The 16,444-nt window shown below is 61.7% G+C and carries 11 protein-coding genes and 1 tRNA gene; 8 read left to right on the top strand and 4 right to left on the bottom strand.

Going from position 1 to position 16,444, the window contains the following annotated elements; translation table 11 throughout:
• The first annotated feature begins 92 nt into the window (after window positions 1–92).
• Window positions 93–1,016, top strand: a complete 924-nt coding sequence (locus D5261_RS25885; RefSeq protein WP_119319257.1) for a hypothetical protein — start codon at window positions 93–95, stop codon at window positions 1,014–1,016.
• An 82-nt stretch (window positions 1,017–1,098) separates the two neighbouring features.
• Window positions 1,099–1,169 (top strand) — tRNA-Ala (locus D5261_RS25880).
• Window positions 1,170–1,175: 6 nt separating this feature from the next.
• On the opposite strand, the gene D5261_RS25875 is transcribed toward D5261_RS25880, so the two are convergent.
• The 3 genes from D5261_RS25875 to D5261_RS25865 are packed head-to-tail and all read right to left on the bottom strand — an operon-like array spanning window position 1,176 to window position 4,844.
• Window positions 1,176–2,288, bottom strand: a complete 1,113-nt coding sequence (locus D5261_RS25875; RefSeq protein ID WP_119319258.1) for a vWA domain-containing protein — start codon at window positions 2,286–2,288, stop codon at window positions 1,176–1,178.
• 4 nt (window positions 2,289–2,292) lie between these two features.
• Entirely contained in the window at window positions 2,293–3,294 is a 1,002-nt protein-coding gene (locus tag D5261_RS33660) for an AAA family ATPase (protein WP_119319259.1), read from the bottom strand.
• Entirely contained in the window at window positions 3,291–4,844 is a 1,554-nt protein-coding gene (locus tag D5261_RS25865; RefSeq protein WP_165863887.1) for a hypothetical protein, read from the bottom strand. Before D5261_RS25865 ends, D5261_RS33660 begins: the two co-directional genes overlap by 4 nt.
• A gap of 348 nt (window positions 4,845–5,192) precedes the next feature.
• Between D5261_RS25865 and D5261_RS25860 the strand changes: the two genes are divergently transcribed.
• Entirely contained in the window at window positions 5,193–5,705 is a 513-nt protein-coding gene (locus tag D5261_RS25860) for a copper amine oxidase N-terminal domain-containing protein (RefSeq protein ID WP_119319261.1), read from the top strand.
• 253 nt (window positions 5,706–5,958) lie between these two features.
• Window positions 5,959–6,399 (top strand): copper amine oxidase N-terminal domain-containing protein, encoded by a 441-nt coding sequence (locus D5261_RS25855; protein ID WP_119319262.1) that lies wholly within the window; start codon window positions 5,959–5,961, stop codon window positions 6,397–6,399.
• 54 nt (window positions 6,400–6,453) lie between these two features.
• Here D5261_RS25855 and D5261_RS25850 read toward each other — a convergent pair whose 3' ends face one another.
• The gene (locus tag D5261_RS25850) at window positions 6,454–7,392 is read right to left on the bottom strand and encodes an exopolyphosphatase (protein ID WP_119319263.1); all 939 of its coding nucleotides are present in this window, start codon (window positions 7,390–7,392) and stop codon (window positions 6,454–6,456) included.
• Between the two features lie 123 nt (window positions 7,393–7,515).
• Here D5261_RS25850 and lipA point away from each other — a divergent pair, with 123 nt between their 5' ends.
• The 4 genes from lipA (at window position 7,516) to D5261_RS25830 (ending at window position 16,442) form a co-directional block, all read left to right on the top strand.
• Window positions 7,516–8,472: a lipoyl synthase gene (lipA, locus tag D5261_RS25845; RefSeq protein ID WP_119319264.1), complete on the top strand. Its 957-nt coding sequence runs from the start codon at window positions 7,516–7,518 to the stop codon at window positions 8,470–8,472.
• Window positions 8,473–8,544: 72 nt separating this feature from the next.
• The gene (locus D5261_RS25840) at window positions 8,545–13,635 is read left to right on the top strand and encodes a translocation/assembly module TamB domain-containing protein (RefSeq protein ID WP_165863888.1); all 5,091 of its coding nucleotides are present in this window, start codon (window positions 8,545–8,547) and stop codon (window positions 13,633–13,635) included.
• A gap of 98 nt (window positions 13,636–13,733) precedes the next feature.
• Window positions 13,734–14,411, top strand: a complete 678-nt coding sequence (locus D5261_RS25835) for an RNA polymerase sigma factor (protein WP_119319266.1) — start codon at window positions 13,734–13,736, stop codon at window positions 14,409–14,411.
• 63 nt (window positions 14,412–14,474) lie between these two features.
• Window positions 14,475–16,442, top strand: coding sequence for a BamA/OMP85 family outer membrane protein (locus tag D5261_RS25830; protein WP_125205772.1), 1,968 nt, complete (start codon window positions 14,475–14,477; stop codon window positions 16,440–16,442).
• Window positions 16,443–16,444 lie beyond the last annotated feature (2 nt).

Here is a 16,444-nt window from a genome sequence, read left to right as displayed (position 1 = left end):
GACTCGCAATCCTTGGGGCGGAAGTATCTTTATAACATTATAGCAGGCATGGCGTCGGTGAACGAAAATCTTGAGGAGAATTGATCGGGACAATGAGTGAAACACGCCAGAGTATCAATTGGGAGTTGAACGTGCCAGGATTGAAAACAGCTCTCTCGGGATGGTGCAGTCTCTTTGAGGCGAAATCTGAGGAAAGGCTTGAAGACCAGATTGCTCGGCTTGGTTTGATGGAGCGGTTCAAAGCGGCGTTCCCAAAAACTGACCCCATTTATTATGGCTGGTTTATGGAATCGCCACTCAGTCGAGAGCAAGCGGAACTCATCTTCTGGATTGCTGCGGATCTCTCCGCATTGCCTTGCGAATATGACTATGGAGTACGCGGATTTCAGGCTGCTCTCAATCTCAGCATTAAGGCAGATCTTGATTTGTTTGTCAAGCTGCGTCCACCTGGACACGTCGATTTCGGTTCTTATACAATTCATTGCCACTGCCCTCGATGCAAGGCGAGAACCCCCATCGATAGATGGAAACATCCTTTCCCTGAAGAGGACACAGAGTGCCTTGTATGCGGCTTCACATATTCACCTGCCGCCACTTGGTCGCAGCAAAGGTCGTTTGGCTTCGCTTCGGCTGTTTGCGCGCAATGTCATCGAATATCTTCGATTGATATTTTTTCCGAGGAGGACCGGCTGCGTATTGAGCATTACTTATACTATCGACGTTTCGAGGCGGAATTGCGCACTCTCCATTTGGTGAAAGACTTTTACGAGCGTCATCCCCAACTGGAACAGAATCCATCGCTTTTCAAACGGCGCGATGTGATCGACGGCTTCATTCAGCAGGCGCCGCTCGGTGCGCTCAACGCGACAGACATGTTGATCTTGGAGTATTTAAAGAATCACTCGTTCAAAGTCGTGGGGCGCGAGAAGTCTGTTCGCGAACGTCTCGCGGTGAGGGCGCTGTATTTGGACGATCAGATCGTATTGTGCCCAGGATGTCATGGGGCGCTATTTTAAAGGCGATCGCATATTCACCATACACTTAGATTTTCTCACAACTCGCAGGGAAAAGCAGGCGGCCTGTGGAAACTGTGGGGGAGAAGCGGTGGCTTAAAGGAAGAGCATTGCTTTTGCAAGGCAAAGATGCGGGTTCAAGTCCCGCCCGCTTCTCACGGTTTAAGACGACAGCAGGCGAACGGCTTCGCCGAACGGGAACGCCGAGAGGGCGATGCCGCCTGGCGTCACGACCCACAGAACTGGCAGAGTCGGCGGGGGGCTCGGGAAGACGCCCATGCCGTCGGTGAGGTATACGCAGACGGCGTCGGCGAATGGGGATGAGTTCTGGGAAACGGCGGCGAAGAAGGGGCGGAAGTCGGTGCCGCCTCCGCCGATCGGCGGAGGCATCGGGGTATCGGCGGACAGCGGGTAGGGGCCATGCAGGGCGGCGTCGGCGTAGAAGAGGTCGCTCTGGATGTGCGGATAGGCGCTCAAAATGCCGCTCACCTCGGCGGCGAACTGATCCATCTGGGCGTTCGAGACCGATCCGCTCGTATCGATGGCGATGTGGGCTTTGAGCGTCTCCGCCTCCAATGTCTCCAAATACAGGCCACGGCCCAGGAAGCGGCGGTCGAAGCCTTCGAAGTCCGTGGGCGTCCGGGCGAGGTAACGCCAGAGGGTCGATCGCCAGTCCAGCGAGGCCGGCCCCAGCGCGCCCAGTTCACGCGCCAGCCCCGCCGGAACGGTTCCTTGAGCGGCGGATTGGGCCAGTATGCTGGCTTGTTCACGCGCCAGCCGCCAGTACGCTTCCAGCGCGGCGCCTCCCGGAACGGGGCCGTCTTCCAGCAGGTCCGGCATCCCCTGCGCGTATTGCGTTGCGCCATCGCGCATCAGCAAATCGTACACTTCCTCCACGCTAAACTTCTCCAATTGCCGATCGCGGACTGCGTCGGACGGCAGAGCGAAATCGGGCAGCGCGTCGATGATCCCGTTCACCACAATGTCGGCCGCGATGTTCCATAGCAGCGGCTCCCGGCCGCCCCGGCGCGGAATATGGAGCAAGGCGGCATGCAGGACTTCGTGCAGCAGCACTCCATCCGTCGCGGCGGGCGGCAGGCCGCGCAGGAACTCGGGATAAAAGAAGATATCGCGGCCATCCGTTGCCGCCGTTCGGCAAGTGTTCGTCGGCAGGATCCGTGCGAACAACGCCAGGGTGGCGAAGAACGGAGCCTGGGCGCGCAGGCGCAGCAAGGATGCGCTTAGACGCCGCTCCAGATCTGGTTCAAAGGGCATGGAATTACTGCCGCAGCAGCTCCTGGTAGTCGCGCAGAAATTGCTGCAAGCGTGGCTCCTTAAGGATCAAGGGCGCCAGCATGCCCATCTGCCCTCGCTCCCGCATCAGTCGCAGCATGTCGGCGGCGAAGAGCTGAACCCACTCCGGCGGCGCCTGGTCGGCCATCCAGCGGAAGACGTTCAGCGCCTTCTCTGGCTCGTCGGCGCGGACAGTGAGGCCAATGGTCGCTGCGTACCGAACCGATGGCTCCGCCGGGAAGGAAACGCCCCCGGCGCGTCCCTCCAGAATCGGCTCCAGGTCGGGAAGGGCCGCGTACAGCGCCCGATAGGCGGCGAATTCGGACGCCGCGCCGGCCCCGACCGTCGGCGCGATGTCCAAACCTGCCGCGAGCAGGCGGCTCGCCATCACCCACGATCGGGGCGAGGGCCAAGCCGGCTGGTTGGGGGACAATGCGTACAGCAGAGCGGGGCGGAACGAAAGAAACGCGATGATCTGCTCTTGGACTCCCTCGCGCAGGGCATACGCTTTAAAACTTGTCAGATCCGGCGTGATCTCCAGGTGCAGAAAGCGGTTCGCCAGCGGCGCCGGCATGTCGAAGACCGCCGCCCGATCTTCTTTGCGGTTGCCGGCCGCCCACACGTACCAGCCTTCGGGCACTCGGTAGGAGCCGACCTGGCGGTCAAGAATTAACTGCTGCGCGATGCCTTGGAGGGCCGGCGGCGCCATATTCAGTTCGTCCAGGAACAAAATACCGGTTCCGCCGGTGGGCAGGAACTCCGGCGGATACCAGCGCGATACGCCGTTTTCGGGCACGGGCAGCCCGCGCAGGTCGGTCGGCGCGAGCTGCGACAGGCGCACATCGACGAAGTCCAGTCCGTTGCGCCGCGCCGTCTGGGCGACAATGCTGCTTTTTCCCACGCCGGGCGGTCCCCAGAGCATGGCGCTGATCAGAATTCGGTGGGAGATGAGGCTTTGTAAATATTCGGTCAGTTCCACCGGGGTCATAATGGAATGTGTTGCTCCTCAAGAGACGCCCGCGCCGCCGCGCGGACCAGACGGTTGCCGTCGCGCGCGAGACGATGCGCGAGATCCGACAGTTCGGGTCGTTCCAGCGCAAATAACAGCAACGCCGGGTTGCGCGCCACGGCGATGCGGCAGGTCCAGAGTGGATCAATCGCGCCTTCGAGGATATCTTTCGGATCCACATTCGGACAGGATAGGGCGACGGCTTTTTCCAGCCACTCCCCGCGCGACCAAGCTGAATGCAGTAACTGAGTAACCTCCACAGGATGCGCCGCAGTCCGAGCCGGCTTCGCCCGGGGCGCATTGGACAACAAGGCCGGCGGCGCCTTCTTCATCGACGGCGTTGGTGGATGCGCCGGCGGAAGATCGCGGCGGGCCACGGACTGGCGAACTTCCTCGTCTTCATCCGCGGCCAGAGCCGCCAGGGCGTCCGCCGGGGTGTTTCGGTGGCGCGCCGCGGCCAGGCGCACCCATCGTCCGGAGTCTCCTGCGAGAAGGGCGAGCAGTTCGGCGGAAGCCGAGGCATTCCGGCCCACGCCTTGCCGAACCCGCGCGTCCACGTCGCGCGTCAGCGCCGAAAGCGCGGAGGGTGGCGTATGGGGGTTACGCGCCGCCATCCACCGTACGTCCCGCACGGCGTCTGAGGCGAAAATCTCCAGAGAGGCCGGCGGCGTCTCGGGATCGCGGGCGCACCCCCGGCGAAAGTTGTCTCCAAGTTTCGTGGTCAGGCCGGCGATTAAGTGCGTCGGTGTCGAAGGATTCTTCACCAGACTCCATCGAATGGCTTCATTATCTTCGCTTGCCAGCTTTTCCAGGACGGCGATCGGCGTATTGGGGTGCCGGGCCGCCAGACGTTTTGCCCAGGAACCACCGCGCGCAAGGCGTTCGAGTGCTGGGGACGGCATGGCGGGGTCCGCCGGAACCACGCTGTTTAAGTCGTGCGATCCTCCCGCCCGCCGCAGCGGCTGCAGAACTTCCCTTGGCGTATGGGGGCTTCGCGCGGTCGCGCGCCGCACTTTGCTGTCCCAATGCGCGGCCAGTGGCTCGGCGAGCCAGCCGGCGACGAGGTCCAGCTCCAGCAGCCGAACGGGGAAATTTCCATCGCGACCCGGCAGCCCCGAAGATTCCCAAAGCGCCTCGCGCGCTTCCGATTCCCAATTCGGGCCGCATTCGCCGGCGATCCCGACATGCAGGCGCGCTGTGTGTCCGACCAATCCTGGCTGCCTGGCGAGCATATGCAATAAATCGGCGGGCGCTGTCTCAAATTTCAGCATCTGCAGCGCGGCCTCGGGAGCCAGTCTCTTCGTCCATGCGGGGTTTTCCAGGAGGACGAGCGGCAGCGCCGGGTTGTTGAGAACGGCTTCGGGGATACGATGGCACAGCGCCGCGAGGAGATCCGGCGGTGAGTTTGGGTTCTCGGCGACGGCCCTGGCGACGGCCGAACTCCTTTGCTTGGCGGCGAGCTCTCGCAGTCGATGAGCCGGCGTTTGTGGGTCTTGGGCCTCTTGGAGTTCGGAGCGTTCGGACATCATGTCCCTATTATACTCGCAATCGATCGCCGCCTCGAAGGACATCCCTCCGAAAGTGTGGAATAACGCAATCCTCGGCAAGCATACACGGCGGTGTTGGTTTAAAGGAAAAACGCTCCACGGCAATTGGAGAGATGGTCGTTCGAGTCGGCCCGCCGCCTAATCCGCAAGAATACAAATTTGAGACGCCCTCCGTTCCCATTGGGAACGGAGGGCGTCTTTTGTCACGGGGAATTTGCCGCTCAGGAGGCGGGCGTTTCGTTTCTGGGAGCCAGTGGTATAAGAAACCAGCACTTGCGCTTATGGAAGAGCGCTTTCTTCATAACGGTCATAGGCCGAAGGAGCAGAGTAATGAATACGAAATTATGGATCGCGGCGGCGAGCTTGCTGGCGACGGCCGCGCATGCGGACACAACGGTGATCACTCAGCGGACGACCACGCAGCCGGAGGCGGTGATTGTCACGGTCAACCAGCAGCGCGTGGCGTTCAATGGACCTGGTCCGATCATGATCGGCGGCGACAGCGTCTTTGTGCCGCTTCGCGGTGTTTTCGAACAGCTTGGCGGTCAGGTCCAGTGGGAATCGGCGACGCAGGTGATCACCGGCGCCCGTCCCGGCCACCAGTTTCGCATTCGAATCGGATCCGATCAGGCTCTTGTCGATGGAACGCAGCGGACTCTGACGGTCGCCCCGCGCGTGATCAACGAGACCACCTACGTGCCCCTGCGCTTCGCCAGCGAAGCGCTCGGAGCCTCGGTCGATTGGGAGCCGAGCACGCACACCGTCCTGATCACGTCGGCGCCCACGGAGGCTGTGGTCAAAAAGACGACGACCACGACCACGACGACAACCGTCAAACACTAATCGCTCCGCTTGGCCTCCATTCCGGCGGCCGGCGTGGATTTTAAGACGATCTCTAAGACCGCAAAAAGCGCGCTGTGGAACAAAATTGTCCCACAGCGCGCTTTTGTTTTGTGTCCGCCGTTAAGAAAAATGAAACCCGAGCAGGCGGGCGCTCCGTTTCCATGGAAGCAGTGGTATAGTATTCTCACAAAGAAGAGACGTTCACCGCTGAGCGGTTCCATATCCATCGATCATAGGCAACAAGGAGAAGCATATGAAGACGAAGTATTGGATCGTTGCGGCGGGATTGCTCGCCATGCCGGCCCATGCGGATACCCCCGCAAGCACGCCGGCGAATGTTACGGTTATGGTGAATAAGCAGCAGGTGATGTTCAGCGGCGCCGCGCCGATCATGGTCGGCGGCAGCAATGTGTTCGTCCCGCTGCGCGGAGTCTTTCAGCAGCTCGGCGGCAAGATCCGCTGGGAAGCGGCGACCGAAACCATCATCGGCGCGCGACCCGGCCACGAATTCCGGATCCGCATCGGCTCCAATCAAGCGCTGGTGGACGGAACGCCCAGAACCCTCACTATCGCCCCGCTCATGGTCGTCGCGACCACCTATGTTCCCCTGCGCTTCGCCAGCGAAGCCCTCGGCGCCTCGGTCGATTGGCAGCCGGACACCCGCACCGTGCTCATTAACACCGCCACGCGATAGAACGATCTCGCATTCCGGTCCCACAAGATTTCGCTTGTGGGACTTCGGACGCCCCTACGCCGCCTTTTGCAGCTCCGCGGTTTTCCCCGCATTGAACTCCGACACGATGTGCTTGAGCGTCGCGTCAAAATCCTCGTGCGCCACCTGGCAGGTGCCGGCGGGAGCGTGGCCGCCGCCGCCGTGGGCGCGCATGACGGCGCCGACATTGGCTTCCGACGAGCGGTTCACGATACTGTGGCCGCAGGCGAAGACGCAGTTCTGGTTGCGGAATCCGTTGACGATCCAGATTGAGATGTTCTGCTTCGGCCACATGGCGTAGACCAGGAACCGATTGCCGCAGAAGATCGGATCGACTTCGCGCAGGTCCGTGACGATCGTGTCGCCTTCGGTCCAGGTGTGCTTTTGCAGCATTTCGCGGAACAGCACGTCCTGCTCGAAGTAGCGGACGACGCGCTCCTGCACGTCGGAGAGGTTGAGAATCTCGTCGATCGTCATGGTCATGCAGGCGTCGATCAGCTCATACATCAATTGATAGTTGCTGATTCGGTAGTCTTTGAAGCGGCCCAGGCCCGTGCGCGCGTCCATGACGAATGAAAGCAGCGCCCAGCCCTTCGGGTTCAGGATCTCGTCGCGGCTGAACTGCGCCGAGTCGGCTTTATCCACCTCGAACATCATTTCTTCGATGCCGGGGAAGCGCGACGCGCCGCCGTAGTAATCGTATATAACGCGTGCGGCGCTGGGAGCCAGCCGGCACTCGCCGACGAACTGCTGCTTGCCGACGACGCGGGCGATCTCAGTGGCGTGATGGTCGAACCAGAGGCAGCAGCCGGGCACATAAGGAACATTCGCAAGAATGTCCTGGGCTTCGACTTCGAATGCTCCGTCCTGCAGATCCTTGGGATGCACGAATTTGATCGAGTCCACTTGTTCGACCTGCTTAAGTAAGACGGCGCAGATCAAGCCGTCGAAATCGGAACGCGTGACAAGACGCATATTAGTCCTCCTGATGACACTCACTATGGATTATTGGCAGATGAGCCCCGGAAGAGTAGGGGGATCAATCTTGACTTTTCGAAGCGCGCGCGGCTATAATGAAGCACGGAAAGTGTAGGAATTATGGCTGATCTCATACAAGTCGATCTTCTCCCCAAGGGCTCTGTCGGTCTCGCCGAACCGCCCGCCGTCGTCAACCGCCGCATCCCGGAGTGGCTGACGATCAAGCTGCCGAAACGGCGCGATATCGGAGAAGTCACGGACTTGATGCGATCCTCCAAGCTGGTCACGGTTTGCGAAGAAGCGCGCTGCCCGAACTTGGGCGAGTGCTGGTCCAAGCGCACCGCGACGTTCATGATCATGGGCGACACCTGCACCCGTTCCTGCCGCTTCTGCGCCGTTAAGACCGGCAAAGGCGGAGCGCTCGACATCATGGAGCCGCAGCGCCTCGCCGAAAGCGCCGCCGCGCTGGGCCTGAAGCATACGGTCGTGACAAGCGTCAACCGCGATGAACTGCCCGACGGCGGATCGCACCACTTCGCTGAGACGATCCACTGGCTGCGCAAGCTTCTTCCCGACACCATCATCGAAGTGCTGACGCCCGATTTTCTGGGGAACAAAACCAACATCCAGACCGTCGTAGATGCGAAGCCCCATATTTTCAATCACAACATTGAGACCATTCCGCGACTTTACCGAAAGGTGCGCCCGCAGGCGCGCTACAGCCGCTCGCTCCAGCTCTTGCAGTATGTGAAGCAGGCGGACCCGGAGATCTACACCAAGTCCGGATTCATGGTGGGATTTGGCGAAACGAAGGACGAAGTCGTGGCGCTGATGGAGGACCTGAAGGCGCACGACGTCGATGCGGTCACCATCGGACAGTATCTCAAGCCAGGGAAGAATTATCTCGATGTGGTCGAGTACGTACATCCGGACCGGTTCGCGGAATACAAAGAGATCGGGGAGCAGATGGGCTTCCTCTTTGTCGCCAGCGGCCCGTTCATCCGTTCTTCCTACAACGCCAAAGAGTTCAGCGATAAGTTTATGGCGATGCGGGCCGCGAGCCGGGACGCTGCTTAGCGCCTTACTGAGACGAAATATCCCCGCCCGGCCTAGCGCCGCGAGGCCGGCCGCCGCATGAGAATTCGGAAAATGCCGGTTACCGCGCGTCCTCTGCGCGGACCCACATTGCCCCGCTCCGCGCGGTGGGCGTCCCGGCTGCTTGTCGCCGGGCCCTTGGCGGCGATTACGGTCGCCGCCGCGGTGTCGCTGCATGGCGTCTGGCTCCTGCTCAGCGCCGATCTCCCTCCCATTCTCGCCGCCGAAATCTCCCGGCAGATCAAACACGAAGTCCGCATCGGCCGCGTGGCGTACTCTACTCCCGGAATATTGACCCTGGACGATATCGCCGTCTCCACCGGGGCCACCTTCGCGGAGCGCAACGGCGAGGCGGCGCTGATCGCGCCGCGCCTCACCGTCTATTACGACTGGCGGGCGCTGATCTTCGACAGCGGCAACCCCGCGCACGCCGTTGGCGACGTCATTCTGGATCGCCCGAAACTGCTGGTCGAGCAGTTCCCCGACAAACGCTTTAACTTCTCCGATATCCTGGAAAACAAGACGACGACCACCACGAAACCGTTCGTGGGACGCGTGATCGTGCATCGCGGATCCCTTACCTTTCGCGACTACACCGCGCCGAGGATCGGCCGTCAGAGCATGGCCCTCACCAATCTGCAAGCGGTGGAGGCTCTCGTCAATCTCCACTCCGAGCAGACGGCCTATTTCAATGTCTCCGGCCAGGGAAACCAGAATCTGTTCGATGGGCTGGCGCTGCAAGGCGCGGCCTCGCGCAAGACGGCTCACAACTTTCGGCTCGTGCTGGACGGACAGAACTTCGACGCCGCTTACTGGGCCGCCTATGCGCGCGCGCTCCCGCAGCTGCGCATCGCCGGCGGACGCGCGGATGCGCACCTGCTGCTTTATTCGCCGAATAAAACAAGCGCGCTGGACGCCGCCGGCAGCGTGAGCGTGCGCGGCGGCGTTGTTTCCCTGGCGAATAACCGCGCGCTGCGCGGCCCAATCCGCGATATTGGCGGGCAGGCCAGCTTTACGCAGTCGGGCTTGTTCTTCCATGGCGGCGCTTCGATCGCCGGGCAGGCGCTCGCCGCTCAGGGAGTGGTGCTGGACTTCAAGCATCCCCAGGTGACTCTGACGGCCAGTTCGCGCCGCTTGTCCATTGCGGCGCTCGCGGCCGTTCTTCCCCAGCTTCGGATGCCCCGAGGCGTTTCCGTCGCTCCGGTGTCGGTCTCGGCGCGGATTACCGGTCCCGTCACCGCACCGGAGATTGTCGGCGATGTCGCCGCCCCCGCGATCACCATCCAGGGCAATCTCATCCGCGACCTTCGCGCGCACGGCGTCTACGCCAACAAAGTCGTCTCCGTGCCGCTGCTGACCGGACGGGTGGGACAGGGCGCGATCTCTCTGCGCGGCAGCGCGAACCTGACCGGCAAAACGCCGGTCCTGAGCTTCGCGGGGCGCGGTCAGGGCCTGGATCTGTCGCAGCTGCGCATGGCCCAGCCCAGCAAGACGTCGTTCGGCGGGCTGGCCGATGTCGCGTTTGTGGGCGGAAACGCCGGGCGACCGCTGACCATTGTCTCCAACATCACGGTCGCACGCGCGCGGCTCCAGCGGACGCAGCTGCAAACCCTGAAGGGCCGGCTCACCTATGTCGATGGTCAGGGGCTGACGCTGAATCGAGTGCTGATCGCCGACACACACGGCGCGGGAACGGCAAGCGGCAAGATCTCGCTGGCGAGCAATGACCCCGTGCTGGACCTCTCCATCAATGCGGCGGCGCTTCAGCTCGGGCCGCTGCTGCGGCCCTACACGCAGCAGGACATCGACGGATTGGCGTTCTTCCAGGGCCGTTTGACCGGCAGCGTTTCCTCGCCGCGCGCCGAGGGCGATCTGCACCTCTTCCACGCGCATGTCAACAATATCAATCTGGACGCCGTGACCGGGCGCATTGCGGCCAGCCCCAATGGCATGCGCCTTCAGGATATCTACATCCGCCGCTATCCCGCGCGGGCGTATGTGGATGGAACGATCACCAAGATTGCCTCCGGCAACCCCGTTCTGGATTTGCGCGCCAGCTTCGCCGAAGGCAATATTCCGGATTTTATGTCGCTGGTCGATCCCAAGGCTCAGGTCAAGGCGGACAAGCTGCTGCGCAAATCCAAGGCGGCGACGGTTGTCGCGAACGCGCTGCCGACGGTGACCGGGGTGGCCGCCGGGAAGTTCAAAATCGGCGGACGCCTGGAAACTCCGGAAGTCACAGGCTCGCTGACGATCGATCACGGCTCGGTGAACGCCTACCGCGTCGATCACGCGCAGGCCAATATCGCCTATGCGGATAAGACGATCCACCTCGAAAAGGCGGTCGTGCGATCGGGCTCGGCGACGGTGACCGGGGACGCGCAGTGGAATTCGGCGACGGGCAACATTAATGGGATCTTCGCCGGCACCAACGTTTCCATGAACCGATTCCATCGGTACACCGATCCGGTCGCCAATGTGCTGGGGGATATCGACTTCTCGGGATCTCTTGGCGGGTCCGTCAAATCTCCCGAGGTCACCTTTGGTCTGGTCGGTCGCGACCTCAGTATCAACGGTCAGAAACTGGCGCTGTTCACCGGCTTCGGTTCATATGCCGACGGCGTGGTGAAAAGCAGCGAGGATCCGTGGGAGTTCGATTTCCAAACGCTTCAGCCGAATGGCGACCTGAGCCATATCCGCTACATCCTGGATTCGTTCCGGGTGACGCTGCCGACGCCGCAGCATCCGAAGCGCGTTCCCAGCCTGGCGCTCGCCGCGCATATCCCGACCGATTCTCCGGAAACCGTCACGCACATTGTCGAGACGATGCGCGACAGCAAGTTTGGAGACACGCCGTCCGGGCAGTCGCTGCTGGCGAAGATCGACGCGCTGCCGCGTCCGCTCGCCGCGCGGCTGTCGCTGCCGTCCTTCGCGCTGAGCGGCCCGATGAACGCTCTGGCCGCGCGAGGCGACCTGCGGATCGACGGCTTCCAGATGGGGACAAACTCGCTGACCAGTCTGGACGCCAAGTTCGGGTACGAGCCGGGCGCTCACGGCAAGTCCCATCTCGCTCTGGTCGGCAAGGACCTCAAGGCGTTTGGGCTGGTCATGAACGACCTCACCGGCGGCGTCAGCTATGTCAACCGCTTGGTGAGCATCGACGCCGACAACCCGCTGCGGATCGCCAACGATCGTACGCTGCTGACGGCGGAGGGAAGCGCGGATCTGGACGGCAAGATCGACGCCGATTTCGAAGCCAGCTATGTTCCGCTGTCGATCTTTGACAGCTTCCTGCCGAAAACCCGCACCCTGACCGGCGAAATCAGCAACGTTCGCGTCGACGCCATGGGGCTGACCAAATCGCCGGATCTCACGGCCTCGGTCAATGTGACTGATCCCGGGTATCAGGCCCGCCCAAAAGTCGCCGCCGTCGCCGGAACTTCCACGGACGATCAGAGTGTTTATACGCTGGGAGGAATCAAGGCGACGACGATCACCGTCGCTTCCGCGCATCCGGGAGGCGCAAAGATCCTCAGCATCGATGGTTTGACGGCTTATGACAAAAGCGGCAACCCACTCGCCACTCTGTCCGGAAGCGTGCCCTTCCAGTGGAACCGACTCGATCCGTCGCTGAACAGCCTGCCGACGACCGAGCCGCTGCACGCCGAGCTGCGCCTGATGAACCTGTCGCTGCTCGCCGCCGCGTCGCCCAGCATCGATCCGGCCCGGACGACGGGCGAGGTGACGGCGACGGTGGATGTGGCCCCGGGCGGCGCGAACCGCGCGATCCAGGGAAAGATCACGATCGCCAAGGCCGGAGTCGCCTTCCACGGGCTCGACACCGCGCTGACCGATCTCGACGGCGTCATCGGCTTCAACGACAAATCCGCGTCGATCTTTACGCTGACGGGCAAGTCGAGCAAGGGCGGGGGATTCGAACTTTCCGGAGGCGCGACCTTCGGAGCGGAGCCGGGTCTGGCGCTGCTGATGCGCTTAAACGCCCTGCAAATTGACGAAAGCAGCCGCCAGGCGTACTTGATGAAGAACTACAATGGCGCTGCGCAGGGTAAACTGACAGGCGACCTATCAATTACGGGAGCGCTGAAATCGCCTTTGATCGCGACGCCGGCCGGCAAGCCGATGCTGGTGAGCAGCGCGACGATCGGTATTCCCTCGGCGCAGCCTCCGGCGGGACCGGGATCGGGCCTGCCCCCCTTCGATCCGCGATTCGATGTCCATGTGCAGTTGGAGAAGCCCGGCAAAACGTTCGTGGCGCGGACGGGACTGCTGCGCGCCGACGCGAACGGCGATCTGTCGCTGGGAGGGTCGCTGACGGCGCCGAAACTGGCCGCGCATTTGAATGTTTACAAGGGGCAGTTTATCCTGCCGCCGTCCACGCGTTTGAAGTTTATCAAGCCGATCGGTATCGTGGACCTGCGTTATCCCGCGACGGATGAAACCGGAAGCGGCGAAAAGGTTCTGGAAAAGCGCGTGGACCTGTACGCGCAGGCGGCGGTTTCGATCTCGCCGTCGATGCTCGCGGCGAACCAATCGTATGCAACGGGCGGTTTTTCCGGCTCCACCACTGCGGCCAATCAGGCAAGTCCGAATTACGATCGGCCGCAGCGCTACACGATCACCGCGCACATCTACGGGCTTCTGGACGATCCCGATCGTCTGCAAATCGACCTGGATTCGAGCCCTGGCGGACTGTCTCGCTCGCAGATGCTCGCCGCGCTCGGATCTCAGGGCGCGTTCATGGGGCTGCTGGCCGGCTCGAATAGCGCGGAGACCGCGATCAAACAGCAGATGGGGCAGGCGCTGGCGTCCATCGGACTGCCGATGCTGCTCGAACCGCTCGAAGATCGCCTGGCGACCGCGTTCGGACTGTCCAGTGTTGTGGTAGACTATTCGCCGGATACGCAAAGTTTCGTCACGCTCACCAAACCGCTCGGCCACCGGCTGGAGCTCAGTTATTCTCAAAGCCTGGGAACACGCGAGACAAGTCCGGTGAATTCGCTGCTGGCGACGCCTTACTACACGCTCAAACTTGGCTACGCGCTGACGAATCGGCTCCAGCTCAGCATCTCGACGGATGACCAAAAGAACCAGACCATGGCTTTGGAGGGCGTTTTCGGATTCTGACGTCCGCGTCGTTCAAACTCCGTGGAACCGGAGGCTGAGCGCGGGACGCAAAATAAACGAAACTTTTTTTATCGGTTTTTGTCCTAAGGATAGACGTTATGGCGCAGGCGCCGCGCGCTCGCTGGAAAACTAAGGCCGACGGGGCTGCCCAGCAAACCGCCGCCCAGGAAGACGAATTGCGCAGCGCCACGGAAGCCCTAGAAACCAAGCGAGCGCAAAACGAGCTCGTTCACGACTTCGACGCGCTGGTGGAGCGGTATAATAAGCCGCTGTTCAATGTGATCTACCAGTGGATCGGCGATTATGACGAGGCCGCCGATCTGACACAGGAGACATTCGTCTCCGCGTACAAGGCCCGCGGCCAGTTCCGGGGTGACGCCCATGTGTACACATGGCTGTACCGGATCGCGCATAACCACTGCAAAAATCGATTCAAACAGCGGGACCGCGTTCGACAGGCCGAGGGGCCGTCGCTGGACGCCGGAGTTTCCGTGGACGGCGGCGATGACATGATCGCGGAAACCCGCGAGATCGCCGACTGGAGCTTCTCTCCCGCCCGGGTGCTGGAGCAGAAAGAACTGCGCGCTCTTGTCCAGCGCGCCGTCGACAGCCTCGCCTCTGAGTACAAAGTCGTGCTCGTTCTCCGTGAGATGGAAGGCATGTCTTACAACGAGATCGCCGAGGTGACGGGGCTGACGATGGAAGCGGTGAAAACCCGTTTGAATCGGGCGCGCGGAATGGTCCGTCAGCGTGTCGAGCCGTATTACAAGATCTAAAAGATGCAGCCGTCAAGTTTTGAAAATCTCGCGCTTTGAGCCGACACAAGGGAGCATTGTTGTTTGACAATCTGGAATAAACATCGAGCGAACGCCGCGAAGTCTGCGTGCATGCTCGCGATCACCGCCTCCATTCTGGCCGACGGCCTCGCCGCCTCTCATCCGGTCCTGGCGCAAACCGCCGCTCCGGCGCCCGCCACGCCAGATCCTGCTCCGGCGATCACTCTCCCAGACGCAGGGGGCGCCGCCCCGGCCGCCGCTCCCGCTCCGACTGCTCCCGCGCTGAAGGGCAAGATCGCCGAAGTCGTGATCAAAGGCAACCATACGATCTCGACCGATGCGATCCAGGCGGTTCTGACCCAGAAGGCCGGCGATCAATATACGCCGGATAACGCGGATAAGGATCGCGAGTCGATCAAGAACATGGGGTACTTCAACGGCGATATCGGCCTGAACGCCGTGCAGACGCCGGACGGCGGAGTGCAGGTCGTTTACACCGTGGTTGAAAATCCGGTGATCAAGAAGATCGCCTTCAACGCGAACACCCCAACCGGCGAGCCGACCATCCCCTCCGACAAGCTGAAATCGCTGATGGAGATCAAGGAAGGCCAGGTCCTCAACACCACGGTGCTCGTGCGTGATTTGGCGCATTTGTTCGATCGCCAGACGGGATATGTCCGTTCGCAGGGTTATATCTTCGACGTCAGCTCGGACATCAACATCGATCCGAACACGGGTGTTCTGACGATTCCGCTGATCGAAGCGCATATTGAATCGATTCAGATTAAGGGTAACAAGAAGACGAAAGCCGTTGTCATTACCCGTGAGATGCGCAGCAAGGCCGGCGACGTTCTGGACGAGCGGCGTCTGCAAAAAGAGCTGACCAAGGTTTACAATCTGGGTCTGTTCGATCAGGTCGGACCGTTTGAAGAGATCCCGACCGATGTCGGCAAGGTCATCATTTCCATCCCGGTGGTGGAGAAGCGCAGCGGCCAGGTTTCCGTCGGCGTCGGCTACTCCGACCGCGCCAATCTGGTGGGACGCGCCGAGCTGGCCGAGAACAACTTCCGGGGCCTGGGCGAGCGCGTCAGCCTGACGTGGGAAGTGGGCGGCAGCAGCAGCCAGAGCGATCTGGAGCTGGGGTTCTTTGAGCCCTATCTGGACAGCCACCACACGTCGCTAAGCGCGAACCTCTACGATCGCGCGATCTACCGTTTTGCCTCGGATACGTTCTCGGGCACCGACGGCAGCAACAACACTTATATCGAAAAGCGCCGAGGCGCCACGCTGAACCTGGCGCGTCCGCTCAGCGACACGTTCTCGTTCGGTATTTCGAGCCGAACCGAGCAGGTCCGCGCGAACGATGTTCAGCTTCCGCCGCAGGACCTGTTCATCCGGCAGATCGGCAACGTCAGCGCGCTGGGCTTCAACGGCACCAGCAACACGCGTGATAACGATATCTCTCCGGCCGCCGGAGCCCTGCGCGCGTTCTCGTTCGAAGCCGGCGTCGCGAATACGACGACGGTGAACAACGCGCCGGGACCGCTGCAGCCGGGTCGGCACGTCTTCACCAAGGTCGGCATCGATCTGCGCCAGTATATCAGCCTCCAGGGGCCGCGAAAGCCCGGAGACTTCCGTGAGCCCAAGCGGGTCTTCGCGGTGCGCTTGCTTCTGGGCGCCACGAACAAAAACGTACCGTTCTTCGAGCAGTACTTCCTGGGCGGCGCGGATTCACTGCGCGGCTACCAGACGGACCGCTATTGGGGCAGCAACCTGGCCTTGTTCCAGTCGGAGCTGCGCATTCCGGTGGGCAAAGACGGCAATCTCCAGGGCGTTCTCCTGGCGGATGTCGGCGACGCCTGGGGCAGCATTTACCAGGACGCCAGCCTGAAGCAGCACGACACGCTGTCGTTGTCGTCGAACTTCGGCGTCGGCATCCGTTTGGTGACCCCGATCGGCCCGATCCGCGTCGATTACGCCGTCGGCCGCGAGGGCGGGAAGACCCAGTTTAGCATCGGGCAATCATTTTAATC

The sequence above is a fragment of the Capsulimonas corticalis genome, from assembly GCF_003574315.2.
GTDB classification, from domain to species: domain Bacteria; phylum Armatimonadota; class Armatimonadia; order Armatimonadales; family Capsulimonadaceae; genus Capsulimonas; species Capsulimonas corticalis.
Note: the sequence above shows the minus strand (reverse complement) of the source record. Positions and strands in the feature narration are given on the sequence as shown.